This is a genomic window from Vibrio sp. MMH1-50 (genome assembly GCF_022347645.1).
Lineage (GTDB): Bacteria > Pseudomonadota > Gammaproteobacteria > Enterobacterales > Vibrionaceae > Vibrio > Vibrio harveyi.
Genome location: NZ_JAKRGG010000019.1, coordinates 12,292 through 32,230, shown reverse-complemented (window position 1 = coordinate 32,230; position 19,939 = coordinate 12,292). Strand labels below are relative to the sequence as shown.

Here is a 19,939-nt window from a genome sequence, read left to right as displayed (position 1 = left end):
TATTGCTCGTTATTGGCGGTTCGCTACACAGCTTAAATCATTAAGGTTGCGAGACCGAGGAAGACTGATAGACCAATTACGTCCGTTACTGTGGTCAGAGCCATACCACCAGCGAGAGCTGGATCGATGTTCATTTTCTTGAGTAGGATTGGAATGGTAACGCCCGCAATACCTGCCACAAGCAGGTTGGTTAGCATGGCCGCCGAGATAATCCCACCAAGCATCCAGTTTCCTTTCCAGGCAACCACAATACCACCGATGATCAGCGCCCACATGATGCCGTTTAGCAAGCCGATAGCCGCCTCTTTCATCAAGAGTTCGCGTTTGTTCGAGTCACCGATATGACCGAGAGCTAAGCCACGGATTACAAGTGCAACGGTTTGGTTACCTGCTACACCACCCATTGAAGGCACGATGGTCATTAGGACAGCAATCGCAGCCATTTGGTCTAGAGTTGCTTCAAACATGTTGGAGACAGAAGCAGCGGCTAGTGCAGCAAGTACGTTGGCACCAAGCCAAATACTACGTTTACGAGCAGACTTTACCACAGGCGCGAAGGTATCTTCGTCGTCGTCCATACCCGCCATACTCATCATTGAGTGTTCAGCGTCTTCACGGATAACGTCGACTACGTCATCGATGGTGATACGACCGACAAGATGCTGGTTTTCATCCACAACCGGAGCTGATACCCAGTTACGACGTTCAAACAGGCTTGCTACGTCAGAGTCACTGGTATCAACTGTAATTGCATCGTCGGCGTCTTCCATCACTTCACTGACTTTGACATCAGGTTGCGTGGTGATCAGCGTGGTGATCGGTAGTTCGCCAATCAGTTTGCTGTCATCATCAATCACGTATAGTGCGTCAGTTGCTTCAGGCAGTTCGCCTTTCATACGCAAATAACGCAGGACTACATCCACATCAACGTCACCACGAATGGTGATTACGTCGGTGTTCATCAGTCCACCCGCGGTATCCTCAGGGTAGGATAGGGCGGTTTCCACGCGTAGACGATCCGCTGAATCCATCTGAGACAGAACTTCGCGTGAGACGTCGTCAGGCAAGCTACGTAGGACGTAAGCCACGTCATCGGTGTCCATGCCTTCCGTCGCTTCTGCAAGCGCTTCAGGAGCCATTTTGGACACAAGGCTGTCTTTAACGTCTTCGTTCAGCTCGTCAAGAATCTCACCGTAATCTTCTGGGTCGGTGAGTTGCCAAAGAACCTCACGACTTTTACGCGGCGAAGCTTCTAAAAGGTGGGCGATATCCTCAGGTTCCATGTCCTGCAGTTGGCGACGAACATGGACGAAGCGACCGTTTTCCAGTGCTTCAGTGACTTCTTGGAGGGCTTGGTGAGCTTGGTCGAATTCTATTTGCTCTGCCATTCATTCCTCCTAATTCCTGATATTTACAATGCTTTGAATAATAACTTAATTCTAGGCACCTTTTAATAACAACTTATGAAAGTCGACAAAATTATTTATCGGAATTTAAGCAGGAGGTGAAAGTTATGTGGGATATCTGGCTATAGATAATAAAAAAGCGAGTGAATCACTCGCCTTCATCAAACTTATCTTCAATCAAATGGCAAACAGCATCAAGAGCTTGCTCGGATTGGTCGCCAGTTGCGTGGATAGTCACGTATTGTCCTTGGGCGGACTCCAACATCAACAACCCCATGACGCTGTCTGCGGTCGCGGTTTTGTCTTCTTCGTTGTCGATGGTGATCACCGCATCGAAGCTTTGCGCCAGCTCTACCAGTTTAACCGCAGCACGGGCGTGCAACCCTAAGCGGTTTTGGATCAGTACTTTACGACTTATTTCCACCGTTATTCCTTAACGTTCTTTTCCAATGAAGTGTGGCGAATTTGTACTTGGTGTCCTTTATCAGCAAAGAACTCACCGATTTTTTGAGTGAGATAAACCGAGCGGTGCTTGCCACCAGTACAACCAATCGCAACTGTAAGGTAGCTGCGGTTGTTTTTCTCTAGTAGAGGTAACCAAGTCTCAATGAAGCTCTCAATTTGGTATTTCAGGTCAAGTACAGACTGATGCTGCTCTAAGAATGCACCGATTGGAGCGTCTAAACCAGTGAGAGGGCGCAGTGCTGGCTCCCAGTGTGGGTTTGGTAGGAAGCGTACATCGAACACGTAATCCGCGTCTGATGGTAAGCCGTACTTGAAACCAAATGATTCAAACACCATCACCAAGTCTTTGCGTTCCCTGCCTTCAACTCGCATGCGTACCGTTTCGCTAAGGTCATGAAGAGATTGACCACTACTGTTCAACACTAAGTCTGCATGGGCTTTTAGCGGCATTAGGATGTCGTGCTCAAGTTCGATAGCTTGATCAAGAGAAAGCGACTGGCTGCCAAGTGACAGTGGGTGAATTCGACGAGTTTCGCTGTAGCGCTTGAGTAGGGTTTCTTTGTTTGCGTCTAAGAAAAGTACTGTCACATCCAGTTCAGCTTTTAGCTTTTCAAGTGTGGTGTTCAGTTCTTTGAGTTTCTTAGGGATATTGCGAATATCGATACTTACTGCCACGTTCTGTTTGCTATCGGAAACCGATTGAACAAACGCATCAAGCAAGTTAACTGGTAGGTTGTCTACACAATAGTAGCCCAAGTCCTCAAGCACACGTAAAGCAACACTCTTCCCGGCACCAGAGTGCCCACTAACAACGATTAATCGCATGGTGATCGTCCTGATTACTGATGAATCATAATGTCGTAGAGTTCTTCATCGCTCTGAGCGTTACGCAAGCTCTTAAGTACTTGCTTGTCGCTTAGGCGCTCTGCCATAGAGGATAATGTTTTGAGGTGCTCTTTGCACTGTTCTTCTGGAACAAGGAGAGCAAAAAGAAGGTCGACAGGTCGATTGTCGATAGCATCAAACTCAATCGCCTCGTCACATTGAAGTAACACCGCGATGGCTTTGTCGCTTGATTGCATTCTTGCGTGGGGGATAGCAATACCGTTACCGATACCAGTACTACCCATTTTTTCTCTGCTGAGCATACACTCAAACAGTTCCGTAGAATCTTGACCCGTGTTCTCAGCAACAATTTGACTGATCATCTCTAGGGCACGTTTCTTACTTGTACAATGGACTGCACTTTTGGTGCAGTCCAGTGACAGTATCTCGCTCAGTTGCATGATTAATGACTGTTTAGTTTTTCTTTGTGCTTGTTAAGTTGACGAACTAATTTATCCACCAGCGAGTCAATTGCTGCATACATATTTTCGTCGTTCGATGACGCGTGGATTTCGCCTTGATTTATGTGGAGTGTAGCTTCCGCTATTTGGTTAAGTTTTTCAACTTTTAGTACCACGTGAACTTGGTTAATGTGGTCGAAGAACCTTTCGAGCTTCTGAAACTTAGATTGAACATAGTCTTGCATTGAATCGGTAAGATCAACGTGATGGCCTTGAATATTGATTTGCATAGACTTTCCTTTTCAGTTGGTGCCTTAAAGTAGGCGTTTACGCTGACTTGAAGGGGCGATACCCAAGGATTCGCGATATTTCGCAATCGTTCGTCTTGCGACTTGAATCCCTTGGTCAGCCAGAAGAGCAGCAATCTTGCTATCACTTAAAGGTTTAGCGGTATTTTCCGCTGCGACCAGTTTCTTGATGAGAGCACGAATTGCTGTGGACGAACATTCTCCACCATTGTCTGTACTAACATGGCTAGAGAAGAAGTACTTCAATTCAAAAATGCCACGTGGTGTGTGCATGAACTTCTGCGTTGTCACACGAGAAATCGTTGATTCATGCATGTCCACTGCCAATGCTACATCGTTTAGTACCATTGGTTTCATGGCTTCTTCACCATACTCGAAGAAATCTTGTTGATGTTCAACAATACATCTTGCAACTTTGAGAAGCGTCTCGTTTCTGCTTTCTAGGCTCTTAATCAGCCATTTTGCCTCTTGCAAATTGCTGCGAATGTACTGGCTATCCGCACTGTTGCCTTTGCCTAGCTGCGCATATTGTTGATTTACTTTTAGTTTTGGAATGCTGTCAGGGTTAATGGATACGGTCCACTTACCATGATCTTTAAATACGGACACATCTGGAATGACGTATTCAGTGTCATCCGGTGTGATGCGACTGCCTGGGCGAGGATCAAGTTGTTGAATTAGCTTCAAGACTTCACGCAGGTCAGCTTCTTTAAGCTTAGTCTCTTTGATGACTAGCTTGTAGTCGCGATTACCAAGGTGATCGATATGATCGCTCAATACCATTTTCGCTTCTGCTAGCCACGGCGTATCTTCTGGGAAGGTCGCTAATTGCAGCAGTAAACATTCTTGTAGGTTGCGGGATGCAACACCAAGCGGGTCAAATTGTTGAATACGCTTACGCACTGCTTCGATTTCATCTAACTCGACTTCCTCATTATTGAAGCTCTCATGGATTTCTTCAGGAGAAAGAGTGAGGTAGCCATAATCATCGACAGCATCGATGATCGCGAGTGCGATGGTGCGGTCTGTTTCACTGAAAGGCGTGAGATCTAATTGCCACATGAGGTAATCATGCAGTGATTCAGTGGTTTCACCTTGGTAGACCGGCATGTCGTCATCAAGCGCTAGACCTGTACTGCCAGTGTTAGCGCTGTAAACGTCATCCCAGGTGGTATCGATTTCTAGTTCAGAACTGATTTCAGATTTTTCAATTACGTCTGAACTGTCTGGAAGATCGGGTTCAGAGGTGTCGTTGGCACTGGCTTCAGCGGCTTCGGATGCTGACTTATCTTCACCATTTACTTGAGGTTCATCGTGACCTTCTTCAACTTCCAATAGCGGGTTGGAATCCAGCGCTTCTTGAATTTCTTGTTGAAGATCGAGCGTCGACAATTGCAACAAACGGATGGCTTGTTGCAGCTGCGGCGTCATGGCTAACTGTTGACCTAGCTTGAGTTGTAATGAAGGTTTCATTCAGTGTTACTTACCTTGTAATGCTCAGAATCTTACCGTTCCTAATGTAATCATAGACGGAATTGTTCGCCGAGATAAACTTGTTTCACCTGCTCGTTATTGAGAACTTCATCCGGAGTTCCCGATGCGATGAGATGTCCTTGGCTTACGATATAGGCTTTTTCACATACGTCCAAGGTTTCACGAACGTTGTGGTCAGTGATTAGTACACCAAGACCGCGATCGCGCAGGTGTTCGATGATTTTTTTGATGTCGTTAACCGAAATAGGGTCAACACCCGCAAATGGTTCATCCAGCAAAATGAACTGAGGGTTAGCAGCTAGTGCTCGCGCGATTTCTACACGGCGGCGCTCACCACCCGATAGTGCCATACCCGCACTGGTGCGTATGTGCTGTATGTGGAATTCTTCTAACAAATCTTCCAGCTTATCTTGACGCTCTTCTCGCGTTAACTCTTGACGAGTTTCCAGAACCGCCATGATGTTGTCTTCAACCGACAGCTTACGGAAGATGGAGGCTTCCTGTGGCAGGTAACCGATACCCATACGAGAGCGGCTATGCATCGGCAGAATACTGATGTCTTGGTTGTCGATTGTAATGGTGCCTTCGTCACGTGGTACCAAGCCAACGATCATATAAAACGATGTGGTTTTACCCGCACCGTTAGGACCCAATAGACCAACAATCTGACCAGACTCTACTTCAAGGCTTACATCAGTTACCACCTTGCGTTTTTTGTAGCTTTTAGCAAGGTTCTTTGCACTTAGTATTGCCATATTAGTTCTCGACTTGGTTCGGTTGCAGGATGGTTGTTACGCGCTCATCCTTCGAGCTGTCAGCGACTAGCTTCTGTTGACCAATTTGGTAACGAATTGACGAACCTTTGATGGTGTTTCCGTCTTGAGCTAGTTGCGCTTGACCTTTCATGGTCAATTCATCAGTAGAAATACGGTAGTCTAACTCAGTCGCCTGACCACTGAGCGTTTTGCCATCGTCCATTAACTGAGAAAAGGTAGCTGGTTTGCCAAATGCTTGGATCTGTTTGATAGACTCGGTTTTAGGATCGCGAGTCACCACGATTCTATCAGCATCGATATTGATGCTACCTTGCTTAAGCGATACATCCCCTTTGAAGATCACCTGATTACTCTTCATGTCCACTTGTTGAGTGTCTGAATTAATGTAAACCGGCTGTTGTGTATCCGACTTAAGTGCTAACGCTTGTGGCGCTGCTAAAACCAATGCCAATAGGCTAAGGTGTAACGGTTTCATATCGACCTTGAACTTCATCAGTTAGAGTCGCAGTGTGAGCCTTTAAGTTGCCCTGCATTGCGCCCCCAGTAGTTTCAAATTGCGGTCCAACCAACATCACTTGTTGATCGGCTTTAAAATCACGATTGGTTAGATTAATCACCAATTTGTCTGTCGCCATGGTATCGAAACTTGCACCAGGCAAAAGGTTTTGCATTAGCACGTTGTCGTACAGCGTCAGAATTTGGTCTTCATCTAAGACTGCTCTGGTTGCAGTCACCTTCCACTCAACCACACTACCTTCGCGGTACACCATGAGTGTTGGGCTCTTAAATATCGTGTCTCCACTTTTGGCATAATGATCCAAATTAGTGGAACGGATGATGTAACTGCGGACACCATCTTCACCATAAGTGATGTTTTCTAGTCCAGTACCACTGAACATAGGCAGTTCTAAATTTGGTGCTACTTGGATATTTTCATTGCTTTTTGGCGTCATGAGGTAATAACCGCACCACGCAACAACAAAAATCAAGAGCAAATAAATAAGGCGAGTAAAACTCATAAAATAAAGGCCTTTATCTTAGCTCAGTACTTCCCTGACCATTGCCTTAATCTGTTAAATCAATCGTTAAGTCTTTTTGGTGACGCAATATTACATCACGCCAGCCTTTAATAAATCATGCATATTCAGTGCGCCGACAATTTTATTGTCATCACACAAGATCAGAGCATTGATGTTTTTGTCTTGCATCAGGTTTAAGCCTTCTACTGCCAGCATCTCAGGATGGGCGGTAGTTGGATTTTTCGTCATCACATCACCAATGGCTGTGGTATGGATATCAATGCGTTTATCTAACGTACGACGTAAATCGCCATCAGTGAATATACCAAGCATAGCATCGTGCTCATCGACGATAGCGGTCATGCCTAAGCCTTTTTCTGAAATCTCAAGCAGTGCGTCACGAATTAAAGCATCTGGTGACACTTTTGGTAGCGAATTACCAAAGTGCATAATATCAGACAGCTTAAGCAGCAATTTTCTTCCCAGTGCGCCACCTGGATGTGATAACGCAAAATCTTCTGCAGAGAACCCTCGAGCTTGGAGAAGTGCAACTGCCAGTGCATCGCCCATAACCAACGTTGCCGTGGTGCTGCTGGTTGGAGCAAGACCAAGCGGACAAGCTTCTTTTGGTACAGTAATTTGCAAGTGGAGATCGGACAGTTTCGCCATGTTAGATTCCGGCTTACCTGTCATGCTGATGATCTTAATGTTCAAGCGTTTCAAAACAGGGAACAGAGATAAAATCTCATGCGATTCACCTGAGTTTGAAATGGCGATAACAATGTCGCCAGCACTGATCATACCGAGATCACCGTGAGCCGCTTCACCTGGGTGAACGAAAAATGCAGAGGTACCTGTGCTTGCAAGCGTAGCGGCAATCTTGTTGCCAATGTGACCTGACTTGCCCATACCCATCACGACAACCTTGCCGTTGTTGGAAAGAATCAATTCGCAAGCTTGCTCAAACTGCGCATCAAAGTATTGGTCTAGCTGTTGTAGTGCTTTCACTTCGATATCGAGTACTTGTTTAGCAGCAGCGCGAAAATCAAATTGAGTGGACATATCAGTGCTCCAATTTGTCTTTACTTATTATGTTATTAAGCAGCCATGTTTGCGAATAGGTAAACTTGGTAAGCCAAGAAACACACAAACAAAATGCCACCTTCAATGCGGTTGATGCTACGAGATTTACCCAAGCACATCGCTACAAGTAGTAGAGATACACCCAGCATTACCCAGAAATCACGCCCCATTGCATATTCGCTTAGCATTGATGGATTAATAATGCCCGGTAGACCCATTACCGCAAGAATGTTGAATACGTTTGAGCCGATGATGTTACCAACGGCCATATCGTCTTCGCCCTTTAGAACACCAGCAAGAGAAGCTGCCAGCTCAGGAAGACTAGTACCAATGGCAATAATGGTTAAACCGATCACGAGGTCACTCATGCCAAAGTACTTCGCAATGATCACGGCGTTATCAACCAACATACTTGCTGCCAAAGGAAGCAGTATCAGACCGATCACTACCCACATCACCGCTTTTGAGTTGCTCACACCTTCTGGTACTTCAGACTCTTGATCTTCAACAAACGCATCACCCGCTTTTTGTTCTTTACGGCTAATTTGCAACATTGCAAACAAGAAACCACCAAACAGAATGAACAGCAGCACGCCTTCGTAAAAACCTAAATGGCTATCCCATAGCAAAATACCCGCCAGTACGGTTACTGCTATCATCAAAGGCAGTTCACGGCGAATAACTGCAGAACTGATAGAAAGGGGCTTAATAAGCGCTGTAATACCTAGGATTAAAGCAATGTTGGCAATGTTGGAACCCAATACGTTACCAACGGCAGTATCGGTTTTTCCATCCCATGCTGCTGTCGCCGAAACCATCATTTCCGGCGCAGATGAACCCATTGCTAGGATTGTCATACCGATCACTAAAGGTGAAATACCGACGTTGCGGGCCAGAGCAGCAGAGCCAAAAACAAGTTTATCTGCACTCCAAACAAGTAAAACAAGACCGACGATAAGCAACGCAACGGCTTCGAGCATGATGATTCCTAAGTAATAAAATAAGTGAAATGAGTAACCGCTAATTTTGACCTTTTGCGGCCAAAAATGGAAGATAAACAACAAATAAATTAAAGGTTAGTAACGAAATTGTGTTTAATTGTTGCTCATTCACTTGTCTGTTGGAATACGGCTATTCTGGAATGGGATTTAAACACCTTCCTTGGGTTTCGTCATATTTTATGCTGAATTGCTTGAATTTCGTCGGCTTTATTTAATCGAACAGTGCTTTTAATTCAGGTTCATTGTGCTTATGATTGCAGCCTAATAAGTGTACCGAAGTCACTTTAGGATATTCTCGACGTAATATCTTGAAAACAATCGGGGTTGAGTTGGATTACAACTCTGTGAGAACCGCTCACAACTAGTAGAAGAGATAGTATGTCGAACAACGATTTAGTTACCGTTAACAATCTCACTTTTTCACGTGGAGAGCGCAAGATCTTCGATGGCATTGATCTGCATGTGCCAAAAGGAAAAGTGACGGCCATTATGGGACCGTCGGGGATTGGTAAAACGACACTGCTGCGCCTTATTGGTGGGCAGATTTATCCCGAGCAAGGGGAGATCTGGTTTGATGGCGATAATATTCCATCCCTGTCTCGTAAAAAGCTTTATCAAGCACGCAAAAAAATGAGCATGTTGTTCCAGTCGGGAGCTTTGTTTACTGACTTGAATGTGTTCGACAATGTGGCGTTTCCTTTGCGTGAACACACGGAACTTTCCGAAGAATTAATTCGTACCATGGTGCTTCTAAAGCTTGAAGCGGTCGGATTACGAGGTGCGGCAGAATTGATGCCAAGTGAGCTTTCCGGCGGCATGGCTCGACGAGCTGCACTAGCTCGTGCCATAGCCTTAGACCCAGATCTCATCATGTACGATGAACCTTTTGTTGGGCAGGACCCAATCACTATGGGCGTTTTGGTTGAGCTAATTAGCAACTTGAATCGCGCATTGGGGCTGACTTCAATCGTCGTCTCTCATGATGTGCCTGAAGTGATGAGTATCGCGGATTGGGTCTACTTGATGGCTGATGGCAAAATCATTGCTTTTGGTACGCCACAAGAGTTGATCGATAATCCCGACCCACGTGTGAAGCAATTCTTACAAGGGGAAGCCGATGGTCCCGTGCCGTTTCGCTTTCCTGCTCAAAGTATCGAAAAGGACTTATTTGATGGTCGATAGCTTTATTCAATTTGTCGCTTCATTAGGTAAACGAACATTAGCCATCTGTGAAGCCTTTGGTCGTGCGACCTTGATGCTTGTTGGCGCATTAGTGACTCGACCTCAGCCAATCAAGAATTTTCCTCTGTTGATTAAACAGCTTTATTCCGTAGGTGTGCAATCGCTGGCGATCATTGTCGTTTCTGGCTTGTTCATCGGCATGGTGCTTAGCTTGCAAGGTTATGTTGTGCTGGTGGATTACGGAGCAGAAGGCAGCCTGGGTCAAATGGTCGCTCTTTCGCTACTACGTGAGTTAGGACCAGTAGTAACTGCGTTATTGTTTGCTGGTCGCGCTGGCTCAGCACTGACTGCAGAAATTGGGTTGATGAAGGCAACGGAGCAGCTTTCAAGCATGGAAATGATGGCTGTGGATCCACTAAAACGTGTCATCGCACCACGTTTTTGGGCTGGGGCTATCTCAATGCCATTATTAGCTATGATCTTTATGGCAGTTGGTATCTGGGGCGCTCAGCTTGTTGGTGTGGATTGGAAAGGCGTAGACCACGGCAGCTTCTGGGCTGCGATGCAATCTTCAGTGGAATTAGGTCAAGACATCGGTAACAGCATGATCAAATGTATTGTGTTCGCGATTACCGTTACTTGGATCGCTCTATTTAATGGCTATGACGCTATTCCAACTTCGGAAGGGATCAGCCGAGCAACGACGCGCACTGTTGTGCATTCTTCTTTAGCAGTACTGGGACTAGACTTTGTACTGACCGCATTGATGTTTGGGAATTAATCATGCAACAAACACGTAAAACAGAATTATGGGTTGGCAGCTTTGTATTAGCAGGAATTTGCGCGATTCTTGTGATGATTTTTCAGGTTGCTGACGTAAAAAGCATTGGCTCTGGCAATACTTACACCCTGAAAGCCGAGTTCGATAATATTGGTAGCTTGAAAGTACGTTCTCCTGTGAAAGTAGGTGGCGTTGTTATCGGTCGTGTAAGTAACATTACACTTAACCCTGATAGCCTATTACCTGTAGTGAGCTTGTCGATTAACAGCCAATATAACCAATTCCCAGAAACTTCTAGCGTGCAAATTTTGACATCTGGATTGATTGGTGAGCAGTACATTGGCTTGGTACCGGGCTTTGTTTTTGATGATGAAGAAATGCTTGTTGATGGTGACACCATCGAAGACACCAAATCTGCATTGGTACTAGAAGACCTGATCGGTCAGGTTCTATACAGCATTGGTGGTTCAGGCGATTCTGGTGACACGAGTAAGGAATAATCCATGTTTTCTAGACTATTACTTTCTTTCTTAGCAGCATTTACTGCATTTGGAGCCGTTGCTGCTGAAGTAGATAAAACTCAGCCATACCAAATGATGAAGCAGGTTGCAGAAGTGACGTTTGAGCGTCTCAAAGCGGAGCAACCGCAAATCAAAAAAGATCCAAACTTGCTAAAAACCATCGTTGAAGAAGAGCTTATGCCTTATGTCAACGATCGCTATGCGGCATTGAAACTGCTTGGTCCAAACCTAAAAGGGGCGAAGCGTGAAGATGTGGGTGAATTCATCACAGCATTTCGTGCTTACTTGGTGACGTCATACGCGCAAGTATTAACGCAATATACGGATCAACAAATTGAGTTTGGTCCGGAGCCAAAACTGGATCCTTCTAAGCGCATTACTAGCGTCAAGGTTGAAATCATCGACGCACCGCGTCCAAATATCAAACTTGAATTTAAACTGCGCAAAGATAAGAAGACCGGTGAGTGGTTAGCATTCGATATGGTGGCTGAGGGTATTAGCCTACTATCAAGCAAACAATCGGAGTGGAATACACAAATTCGCCAAGAAGGTATTCTTGCGGTCGCTAAAGATTTAGAGAAACTGGCTGCACAGCCAATTCGCTTCGAGGCAGCAAAGTAATGGCACAGTCTCATTCTCAGTGGCATTTACAGGCAGACATTCTTAAGCTTACAGGGGCGCTGGATCGCGATTCGGTGCCGTCTTTGTGGGCGGTGGCACAGCAATGGCGACCTTCTCAAACCGAGCTAGAATGCTCACTCCAAGAGATTGAACGCATCGACTCTGCGGGAATGGTGATGTTAATCCACTTATTAGAGCATGCAAAAAAGCAAAACTGTCATATAATGCTCAGTTTCGTGCCAGCGCAATTGCGCACTTTGTTTCAATTGAGCAACGTTGAATCTTTAGTGGCCAAACATATACAGAATTATCAGGGGTAAATTGTGGATAGCGCAAAAGTACAACAGTTACTAGAAGAAGCACTAAACCTTCAAGAAGTGCATGTAAAAGGTGAAGGGAGCCACTATGAAGTGGTTGCTGTTGATGCTTGTTTCGATGGAATGAGCCGCGTTAAGAAGCAGCAGTTAATTTACGGTCCTCTGATGGATTACATCCAGCGTAACGACATTCACGCGCTATCAATCAAAGCGTTCACTCCAGAAGAGTGGGCTCGTGATAAGAAGCTAATGTCGCTTTAAGGTTTATTGATGGAAAAGTTTCGAGTTATTGGGTCAGATAAACCACTGGTTGGTGAAGTGACCATTTCAGGTGCAAAAAACGCAGCACTGCCGATTTTATTTGCGTCTATCTTGGCGGAAGAGCCAGTAGAAGTGGCAAACGTGCCACACCTTCGTGATATCGACACAACCATGGAACTACTAAAGCGTCTAGGCGCAAAAGTAAGTCGTAATGGTTCCGTTCATGTCGATCCAAGCAGCATTAATGAATACTGCGCTCCTTATGATTTAGTAAAAACCATGCGTGCTTCTATTTGGGCGCTTGGTCCTCTTGTCGCGCGCTTTGGTCAAGGTCAGGTGTCTCTACCTGGCGGTTGTGCTATCGGTGCTCGTCCTGTTGATCTACACATTACTGGTCTAGAACAGCTTGGCGCGACCATTACTCTTGAAGATGGTTACGTTAAAGCAGAAGTCGATGGTCGCCTTAAAGGCGCGCACATCGTGATGGACAAGGTGAGTGTTGGTGCAACCATCACTATCATGTGTGCAGCAGCACTTGCTGAAGGTACGACAACACTAGACAACGCAGCGCGTGAACCTGAAATCGTAGATACGGCTGACTTCCTAAATAAACTTGGCGCGAAAATCTCTGGAGCAGGTACTGACACCATCACTATTGAAGGTGTTGAGCGCTTAGGTGGCGGCAAACATAGCGTTGTGGCTGACCGTATCGAAACAGGTACATTCCTAGTTGCAGCTGCCGTGTCTGGCGGTAAAGTGGTATGTCGCAACACCAATGGTCACCTGCTAGAAGCGGTACTGGCTAAGCTAGAAGAAGCGGGCGCGTTGGTAGAAACTGGTGAAGATTGGATCTCTGTTGATATGACAGATCGCGAGCTGAAAGCTGTGAGCATTCGTACTGCACCACACCCAGGTTTTCCAACGGACATGCAAGCACAATTTACGCTGTTAAACATGATGGCGAAAGGTGGCGGCGTGATCACTGAAACTATCTTTGAAAACCGTTTCATGCACGTGCCTGAATTGATGCGCATGGGCGCGAAAGCGGAAATCGAAGGTAACACAGTAATTTGCGGTGATGTAGATTCTTTAAGTGGTGCACAAGTGATGGCAACTGACTTACGAGCTTCGGCAAGTTTGGTGATTGCTGGTTGTATCGCGAAAGGCGAAACCATCGTTGACCGTATCTACCACATCGACCGTGGTTACGACAAAATCGAAAATAAACTGTCTGCACTTGGCGCAAATATTGAGCGCGTAAGTGAGGCGGGTTAAACTGCATTGCAGTTGACCTAGATATGAAGAGAGCCGAAACGTAGGTTTCGGCTTTTTTATATCGCGTTTTCTTTCATAGTTCATGACTATGTTCAAAGAGACAATAATAGCTGTAGCTGGCGCAAAGCCGGTTCTTGGAGAACAACAATGATTGCACTGTTACGTGTATTTGCTGTCGCAATTTTCGCAATTGTGATGTTTATTGGTGGTTGTGGTTACTGCCTACTTAGCCCTAGAAACCCTAAGCACGTTTTCACGTTCGGTCGTCTATTCGGCAAAATGTCACGTGTATTTGGTATCAAGCTAGAATTGCGTATTCCGGAAGATGCGTATTCTCGCGGTCAGCATGTTTACATTGCTAACCACCAGAACAACTGGGACCTTTTCACTGTATCTTCAGCTGTTACACCTAAGGTAGTAACGGTAGGTAAGAAGAGTCTTGCGTGGATGCCTTTGTTTGGTCAGCTTTACTGGCTAACAGGTAACATCTTGATTGATCGTGCAAACCGCTCTAAAGCAAAAGGTACTATCGACCAAGTTGTAGACAGCATCAAAAACAGCGACGTTTCAGTGTGGATGTTCCCTGAAGGTACACGTTCACGTGGTCGTGGTTTACTGCCATTTAAAACTGGTGCATTCCATGCAGCTATCGGTGCAGAAGTGCCAATCATTCCAATCGTGTGCAGCTCTACAGGTCACATTAAACTGAACCGTTGGAACAATGGTCATGTGATCATTGAAATGTTACCTCCAGTAAGCACGGAAGGTTACGGCAAAGAGGGCGTACGTGAGTTAGCTAATGTTTGTCGTGAAGAGATGAAAGCGAAACTGGAAGCCTTGGATGAAGAAGTGAAACAGCGCAACGCAGCTTGAGTTTTACGGCGATATCATCGCAAAAAGACAATAAAAAACGGGTAGCTTGAGCTACCCGTTTTTTTATGCTTGTCAGCAAGGGCAATTATTTGCGAACTGCGATTGCTTCAATCTCGATACCGACATCTTTAGGCAGGCGAGCTACTTCTACACAAGAACGTGCAGGGTAGTTTGCTACTTCGTGCTCATCGAAAAACTTGCCGTAAACTTCGTTCACAGTACCGAAGTCGTTTAGGTCTTTCACGAATACTGTCATTTTAACGATATCAGTAACCTTAAGACCTGATGCTTCCACAACTGCTTTTACGTTCTCTAGAGATTGACGAGCTTGCTCTGCGATGTCTGCAGACACTTCACCTGTCGCTGGGTTTACTGGGATTTGGCCAGAAGTTAGAACCATGTTGCCTAGATCTACGCCTTGAACGTAAGGACCGATTGCTGCTGGTGCAGACTCAGTGTGAAGTACTTTCGTCATTTGAATTGTTCCATCTGTTTAGGGGAATAAAGAGTTTACTCAAGCATCTTGAGTGTTCTTAAGAATAAGCAGTGTGCCTTTAAACATGAAGCACGTAAAGTGCAAAATACCCCGCATTGGCGGGGTATCAGTCAATTTATCGTTAGCAAGAATCGGAGCAGAAAATTAACGCTCAGTTACGATCTCACGTGCGAAAACTTTCTCACAGTATTTACACTTCAGACGGATTTCTTCCTTCTTCTCGAACACCTGGAAGCTGCTCGCAACCGGTTCGTTGTGTGTAATACAGTTGCTGTTCGGACACTCAAACACGTTGTTGATTCGCTCAGGGAGTTCTAGCGCTAGCTTCTTCACTACTTCGTAGTTTTCGATTTGGTTAACGGTCGCGTGTGGTGCGTACAGTGCTAGTTTACTTGCCTGCTCTTCGTTGATGAACACGTTTTCAATCTTGAGTAGGTCTTTATGACCGAGTGCAGATGAAGGCAGATTCAGACCGATGGTGACACGTTGAGAAGAGTTGTGCATATCGAACAGCTTCAACACTTTGATACCAATTTGTGCTGGGATGTGGTCGATTACTGTGCCGTTTTTGATTGCTTCAACCTGCAATTGAGTTTCTTTAGCCATGTCTTTTTCTCCCTCGATTACAGTGTTTCGTTAAGAACCAGTGCCAACAACGCTTGGCGCGCGTAAACGCCGTTTTCTGCTTGTTGGAAGTAGTAAGCGTGTGGTGTGACGTCGACGTCTGTGGTGATTTCATCCACGCGTGGCAGTGGGTGCAGTACTTTCAAGTTTTCACGTGCACCTTCTAGTAGTGCCGCCGTTAGGATGTAAGCTGATTTGATGTGCGCGTATTCGGATTCATCAAAGCGCTCTTTTTGTACGCGAGTCATGTACAGAATGTCGAGCTCAGGAATCACGCTTTCCATGTCTGTGTGTAGGCTGTATTGAATGCCTGCTTCATCTAGCTCTTCACAGATGTAATCTGGCATTGCGAGTGCTTCTGGTGCAACAAAGAAGAAGCGAATGTTATTGAACTTTGCCAATGCTTGAGTCAACGAGTGCACGGTGCGACCGTATTTTAGGTCACCAACAAACGCAACGTTTAGGTTGTCTAGACGACCTTGCGTTTCCGCGATGGTGTATAGGTCGAGTAGCGTTTGCGTTGGGTGTTGGTTTGCGCCGTCACCTGCGTTGATAACTGGTACGCCGTTAGAGAACTCAGACGCTAAGCGCGCTGCGCCTTCTTGAGGGTGGCGCATCACGAATGCATCGACGTAAGAAGAGATAACTTGAACTGAGTCAGATAGCGTCTCGCCTTTTTTCGCCAGAGAGGTGTTACCACCGTTATCAAAACCAATAACATCGCCACCGATACGTTGAATTGCTGTCTCGAATGACAGGCGAGTACGTGTGGATGGCTCAAAGAAACAGCTTGCTACAACCTTGTTTTTAATCAGTTCTGGACGAGGTTCTTTTTTTAGCTGACCTGCAGTTTCTACAATCAGTTCCAGTTCTTCACGTGAAAGCTCTGGAATAGAGATGATGTGCTTCTGGTAAAGCGAGTTCGCCATGATCTTCTTCCCTATAACAGTGGTGACTATCCCCAAAATTCACCGCGATGGAATTTTAGGCATAAAAAAACCTCCCCAATTGGGGAGGTTTTAAAATTCAATAGAATTAACGAAAATAACAGCACGTAAGCGTAGTCGCTTAGCTAGAGCAAATCGCGTTTTTACGTCAGCAATCGGCGTGGTCATTTCGTAATCCTCAGACAAATTGCCGAGCATTATACGCTTAACTTTCGTGAGCGCAAGCGATTACATCATGGTTTTTGTTACCATTTTTAATGCTATGGTTTAGCTGCCTAATGTCGCAACCATCACGGCTTTGATGGTGTGCATGCGGTTCTCGGCTTCGTCGAATACGATAGAGTATTCAGATTCAAACACCTCTTCGGTTACTTCAAGCCCTTTCATACCGTATTTCTCCGCGACCTCTTTACCCACAGTTGTTTCATCGTTGTGGAAAGCTGGCAGGCAGTGCATGAACTTCACATGAGGGTTACCCGTTTGCTTAATCACATCCATATTGATTTGGTAAGGTGTCATCAGCGCAACACGCTCATCCCAAGCTTCAGCCGACTCACCCATCGATACCCAAACGTCGGTATATAAGAAGTCACAGCCTTTAACGCCTTCTTCAACGTTCTCAGTCAGCGTGATTTTCGCGCCGGTTTGTTGGGCAATTTCTTGGCAAGTTGCCACTAATGCTTCTTCTGGCCAGAACGCTTTTGGCGCTACAAGGCGGATGTCCATGCCCATTTTTGCTGCGCCAACCATGAGTGAATTCCCCATGTTATTGCGAGCATCACCAAGGTAGGCAAACGTCATTTCATGCAGTTGTTTCCCACGTCCGTGCTCTTGCATGGTCAGGAAGTCTGCAAGGATTTGGGTAGGGTGGAACTCATCCGTTAAACCATTCCAGACAGGTACACCAGCATAAGTACCAAGCTCTTCAACAATGGATTGACCAAAGCCACGGTATTCGATGCCATCGTACATACGACCAAGAACACGAGCGGTGTCTTTCATCGATTCTTTATGACCGATCTGCGAGCCAGAAGGACCGATGTAAGAGACTTGAGCGCCTTGGTCAAAGGCCGCGACTTCAAACGCACATCGGGTACGAGTAGAAGATTTCTCAAAGATTAGTGCGATGTTTTTACCTTGAAGTTTCTTCTGCTCTGTTCCTGCATATTTAGCTTTTTTCAGCTCTGCAGACAGTTCGAGCAAAAACTGGATCTCTTTAGTTGAGAAGTCCAATAGCTTCAAAAAGTTGCGATTACGTAGATTGAAAGCCATAGCTCGTCCCTTAGGTCGTTTGGTTGATAAAGAATAAAAGCATTAAAACATATAAATGCTTTTATTGTGAATAATTATTTTAATTAAAAACAAAAAAAGGTTGATGCATTCACATCAACCTTAGTCTCAATTGGTTTTATTTGGTGGGAGAGATTTCTCAAATATCGTCACGTTCGATTGGGCAGCTCATACAACGTGCACCACCACGACCGCGACCAAGCTCGTTACCCGGAATAGTCAGGACTTCAATACCAGCTTTGTCGTACTTCTCGTTAGTGTAGACGTTACGTTCGTAACCAATCACAACACCAGGTTTCACCGTCAGTACGTTGTTGGCATCGTTCCATTGCTCTCGTTCAGCTTCGTAGCTGTCACCACCCGTTGTGATGATCTTCAATTGATCTAAACCAAGTGCCGATTCGATGGCATGCAGATAGTTGTGTGATGCTTCGACATGCATTTCACCGTTGCCTTTAGGTGTTAGGCGCCAAGTATCTAAATCTTTACGCATGATTTCTGGGTATACCGAGAAAGTATCCACATCCATATGCGTCATGACCGTATCAAGGTGCATACACGAGCGGTGTTTTGGTAGGTCGATAGCAATCACTTCTTTCGCCTGACCAGATTTAAACAGGCTTGCCGCTAAGTTTTCTACACCTTGTGGGGTTGTGCGCTCAGACATACCAATCAGAACCGCACCTTTACCGATAACCAGTACATCACCACCTTCAACGTTGGCATTGTCGTAGTGCTGGTCTTCATCACCAAAGTAGTTAATGAAGTCTTGACCAGCGAAGGTTGGGTGCCAGCGATAAATCGCACGCAGATGGTTGGTTTCGCGTTGACGTGCAGGCATCATCATTGGGTTAAGAGAAACGCCGCCGTATACCCAGCATGACGTGTCACGGGTAAAGAGGTGGTTAGGCAGAGGTTCGATCACGAAGTCCAGTGGGCGCTTCATCTTCGGCAACATTGATGAAGATTTGATTGGCAGTTCCGAGTAAGCCAAGCCGCCAAGGAGAATGCTTGCTAAGTGCTCATCGTCCATCTCTGCGAAGTACTGACGTAAATCACGAGCGAAAGTCGGACCGTAACGGAAGTCAGAGATCTGAGTATTCAACAACCATTGTTTTGCTTCTGGAACCGCAAGGGTTTCAACCAGCAGATCATGAAGCAGTAGTACTTCGACATCTTGTTCACGCAGTGTGCGCGCAAACGCGTCGTGTTCTTCACCCGCCGCTTCTACCGCTAATACGTCATCAAACAGTAGCTCATGGCAGTTCGATGGCGTTAGGTGGGTGAGGGCGCGCTCTGGGCGGTTTAATAGAACTCGTCTTAGTTGACCAACTTCTGATCCAACGTACAGCTTACTCATTTTGCATCCTTACAAATATTCCAGCCGTTAGTTATGACAAGCTTGGTGCAAAGATGCAAGTCTTAGAACTTTGCTTATATATTGCAAAAATATAATTTTTTGGCGTTATATTTTGTAAATGCTTCCTTGTTGTATTTTAATTCTATATTTTGTTGTTTGTTCATGAGTTTTAAAAAGTGCGTTTTTATTCTTTTTCGTTTGAGAAAGAAGTCATACATCAAAAGTGCATAAAACGTGCATAACCATTCTGAAATATGCAGTTTTTGGCTTTCTTTTATTCGTTAGGTCAGAATTACCGAGCCGTTGCTGTATTCACTCCAAGATCATAAACACGCAAACAAGCCTAAAATTACTCGTCTCAGGCTCAATTAGGATCTTCTGAATATTAAAGATTAGCCGTTTTTGTTAATTTTTTGTTTCTGTGAGCGAGGTTTAGATTTGTGAGTAAAAATTATCATCAAGAATCACCGCAGTTTGGTGTTTGTTTGTGGCTTTTCATCGCAATCCGTGCCATATTTCACCGCATTAACGTACTCAGTTTAGAGTATAGTGT

Annotated in this window: 25 protein-coding genes; 8 read left to right on the top strand and 17 right to left on the bottom strand. The window is 45.4% G+C overall.

What is annotated here, in order from left to right; genetic code table 11:
- Window positions 1–32: 32 nt before the first annotated feature.
- The 11 genes from mgtE to MHO32_RS14865 all read right to left on the bottom strand — a co-directional run bounded on the left by mgtE (window position 33) and on the right by MHO32_RS14865 (window position 8,817).
- Entirely contained in the window at window positions 33–1,388 is a 1,356-nt protein-coding gene (gene mgtE, locus MHO32_RS14915; protein WP_005444378.1) for a magnesium transporter, read from the bottom strand.
- A 166-nt stretch (window positions 1,389–1,554) separates the two neighbouring features.
- Entirely contained in the window at window positions 1,555–1,830 is a 276-nt protein-coding gene (locus MHO32_RS14910) for an HPr family phosphocarrier protein (RefSeq protein ID WP_005442213.1), read from the bottom strand.
- Window positions 1,831–1,832: 2 nt separating this feature from the next.
- Window positions 1,833–2,696: an RNase adapter RapZ gene (gene rapZ / locus MHO32_RS14905; RefSeq protein WP_005444380.1), complete on the bottom strand. Its 864-nt coding sequence runs from the start codon at window positions 2,694–2,696 to the stop codon at window positions 1,833–1,835.
- A gap of 14 nt (window positions 2,697–2,710) precedes the next feature.
- Window positions 2,711–3,157 carry a PTS IIA-like nitrogen regulatory protein PtsN gene (gene ptsN / locus MHO32_RS14900; RefSeq protein ID WP_005444382.1) on the bottom strand — a complete coding sequence of 149 codons (447 nt, stop codon included), beginning with the start codon at window positions 3,155–3,157 and terminating at the stop codon, window positions 2,711–2,713.
- Window positions 3,158–3,159: 2 nt separating this feature from the next.
- Complete coding sequence (hpf, locus tag MHO32_RS14895) at window positions 3,160–3,447, bottom strand: ribosome hibernation promoting factor (protein WP_009698805.1); 288 nt, start codon at window positions 3,445–3,447, stop codon at window positions 3,160–3,162.
- A 24-nt stretch (window positions 3,448–3,471) separates the two neighbouring features.
- Window positions 3,472–4,938 (bottom strand): RNA polymerase factor sigma-54, encoded by a 1,467-nt coding sequence (locus MHO32_RS14890; RefSeq protein WP_005444386.1) that lies wholly within the window; start codon window positions 4,936–4,938, stop codon window positions 3,472–3,474.
- A 50-nt stretch (window positions 4,939–4,988) separates the two neighbouring features.
- Window positions 4,989–5,714, bottom strand: coding sequence for an LPS export ABC transporter ATP-binding protein (gene lptB, locus MHO32_RS14885; protein ID WP_239212754.1), 726 nt, complete (start codon window positions 5,712–5,714; stop codon window positions 4,989–4,991).
- A gap of 1 nt (window position 5,715) precedes the next feature.
- Window positions 5,716–6,210, bottom strand: coding sequence for a lipopolysaccharide transport periplasmic protein LptA (lptA, locus tag MHO32_RS14880; RefSeq protein ID WP_005444389.1), 495 nt, complete (start codon window positions 6,208–6,210; stop codon window positions 5,716–5,718).
- The gene (lptC, locus tag MHO32_RS14875; protein WP_005444391.1) at window positions 6,191–6,754 is read right to left on the bottom strand and encodes an LPS export ABC transporter periplasmic protein LptC; all 564 of its coding nucleotides are present in this window, start codon (window positions 6,752–6,754) and stop codon (window positions 6,191–6,193) included. Before lptC ends, lptA begins: the two co-directional genes overlap by 20 nt.
- 90 nt (window positions 6,755–6,844) lie before the next feature.
- Window positions 6,845–7,816: an arabinose-5-phosphate isomerase KdsD gene (gene kdsD / locus MHO32_RS14870; protein ID WP_009698804.1), complete on the bottom strand. Its 972-nt coding sequence runs from the start codon at window positions 7,814–7,816 to the stop codon at window positions 6,845–6,847.
- Window positions 7,817–7,851: 35 nt separating this feature from the next.
- Window positions 7,852–8,817: a calcium/sodium antiporter gene (locus MHO32_RS14865; RefSeq protein ID WP_005444395.1), complete on the bottom strand. Its 966-nt coding sequence runs from the start codon at window positions 8,815–8,817 to the stop codon at window positions 7,852–7,854.
- Between the two features lie 399 nt (window positions 8,818–9,216).
- On the opposite strand from MHO32_RS14865, the gene mlaF reads away from it, so the two are divergent.
- The 8 genes from mlaF to MHO32_RS14825 all read left to right on the top strand — a co-directional run bounded on the left by mlaF (window position 9,217) and on the right by MHO32_RS14825 (window position 14,669).
- Entirely contained in the window at window positions 9,217–10,020 is an 804-nt protein-coding gene (gene mlaF / locus MHO32_RS14860) for a phospholipid ABC transporter ATP-binding protein MlaF (protein WP_005444397.1), read from the top strand.
- Window positions 10,010–10,801, top strand: coding sequence for a lipid asymmetry maintenance ABC transporter permease subunit MlaE (mlaE, locus tag MHO32_RS14855; RefSeq protein WP_005444399.1), 792 nt, complete (start codon window positions 10,010–10,012; stop codon window positions 10,799–10,801). Before mlaF ends, mlaE begins: the two co-directional genes overlap by 11 nt.
- Window positions 10,802–10,803: 2 nt before the next feature.
- On the top strand, window positions 10,804–11,301 hold the full coding sequence (gene mlaD / locus MHO32_RS14850; protein WP_005436386.1) for an outer membrane lipid asymmetry maintenance protein MlaD: 498 nt from the start codon (window positions 10,804–10,806) through the stop codon (window positions 11,299–11,301).
- 3 nt (window positions 11,302–11,304) lie between these two features.
- Complete coding sequence (mlaC, locus tag MHO32_RS14845; RefSeq protein WP_005444401.1) at window positions 11,305–11,943, top strand: phospholipid-binding protein MlaC; 639 nt, start codon at window positions 11,305–11,307, stop codon at window positions 11,941–11,943.
- Window positions 11,943–12,263, top strand: a complete 321-nt coding sequence (locus MHO32_RS14840) for an STAS domain-containing protein (protein ID WP_005444403.1) — start codon at window positions 11,943–11,945, stop codon at window positions 12,261–12,263. The genes mlaC and MHO32_RS14840 overlap by 1 nt, the downstream gene beginning before the upstream one ends.
- A 3-nt stretch (window positions 12,264–12,266) precedes the next feature.
- Window positions 12,267–12,521: a BolA family iron metabolism protein IbaG gene (gene ibaG / locus MHO32_RS14835; RefSeq protein WP_005432865.1), complete on the top strand. Its 255-nt coding sequence runs from the start codon at window positions 12,267–12,269 to the stop codon at window positions 12,519–12,521.
- Window positions 12,522–12,530: 9 nt separating this feature from the next.
- Window positions 12,531–13,796 carry a UDP-N-acetylglucosamine 1-carboxyvinyltransferase gene (murA, locus tag MHO32_RS14830; RefSeq protein ID WP_005444406.1) on the top strand — a complete coding sequence of 422 codons (1,266 nt, stop codon included), beginning with the start codon at window positions 12,531–12,533 and terminating at the stop codon, window positions 13,794–13,796.
- A 147-nt stretch (window positions 13,797–13,943) separates the two neighbouring features.
- On the top strand, window positions 13,944–14,669 hold the full coding sequence (locus MHO32_RS14825) for a 1-acylglycerol-3-phosphate O-acyltransferase (RefSeq protein ID WP_005444408.1): 726 nt from the start codon (window positions 13,944–13,946) through the stop codon (window positions 14,667–14,669).
- An 85-nt stretch (window positions 14,670–14,754) separates the two neighbouring features.
- Here MHO32_RS14825 and MHO32_RS14820 read toward each other — a convergent pair whose 3' ends face one another.
- From MHO32_RS14820 to arcA, 6 genes are all read right to left on the bottom strand, one after another.
- Window positions 14,755–15,144: a RidA family protein gene (locus MHO32_RS14820; protein WP_005432832.1), complete on the bottom strand. Its 390-nt coding sequence runs from the start codon at window positions 15,142–15,144 to the stop codon at window positions 14,755–14,757.
- Between the two features lie 165 nt (window positions 15,145–15,309).
- Complete coding sequence (gene pyrI / locus MHO32_RS14815) at window positions 15,310–15,771, bottom strand: aspartate carbamoyltransferase regulatory subunit (protein WP_005448817.1); 462 nt, start codon at window positions 15,769–15,771, stop codon at window positions 15,310–15,312.
- Window positions 15,772–15,788: 17 nt separating this feature from the next.
- Window positions 15,789–16,718, bottom strand: coding sequence for an aspartate carbamoyltransferase (pyrB, locus tag MHO32_RS14810; protein ID WP_005432845.1), 930 nt, complete (start codon window positions 16,716–16,718; stop codon window positions 15,789–15,791).
- 90 nt (window positions 16,719–16,808) lie between these two features.
- A complete protein-coding gene (locus tag MHO32_RS25830) occupies window positions 16,809–16,934 on the bottom strand; it encodes a hypothetical protein (RefSeq protein ID WP_005432831.1) in 126 nt (41 codons plus the stop codon).
- 69 nt (window positions 16,935–17,003) lie between these two features.
- The gene (locus tag MHO32_RS14805; RefSeq protein ID WP_005432863.1) at window positions 17,004–18,008 is read right to left on the bottom strand and encodes an ornithine carbamoyltransferase; all 1,005 of its coding nucleotides are present in this window, start codon (window positions 18,006–18,008) and stop codon (window positions 17,004–17,006) included.
- 157 nt (window positions 18,009–18,165) lie between these two features.
- On the bottom strand, window positions 18,166–19,386 hold the full coding sequence (arcA, locus tag MHO32_RS14800) for an arginine deiminase (protein ID WP_005432859.1): 1,221 nt from the start codon (window positions 19,384–19,386) through the stop codon (window positions 18,166–18,168).
- Window positions 19,387–19,939 lie beyond the last annotated feature (553 nt).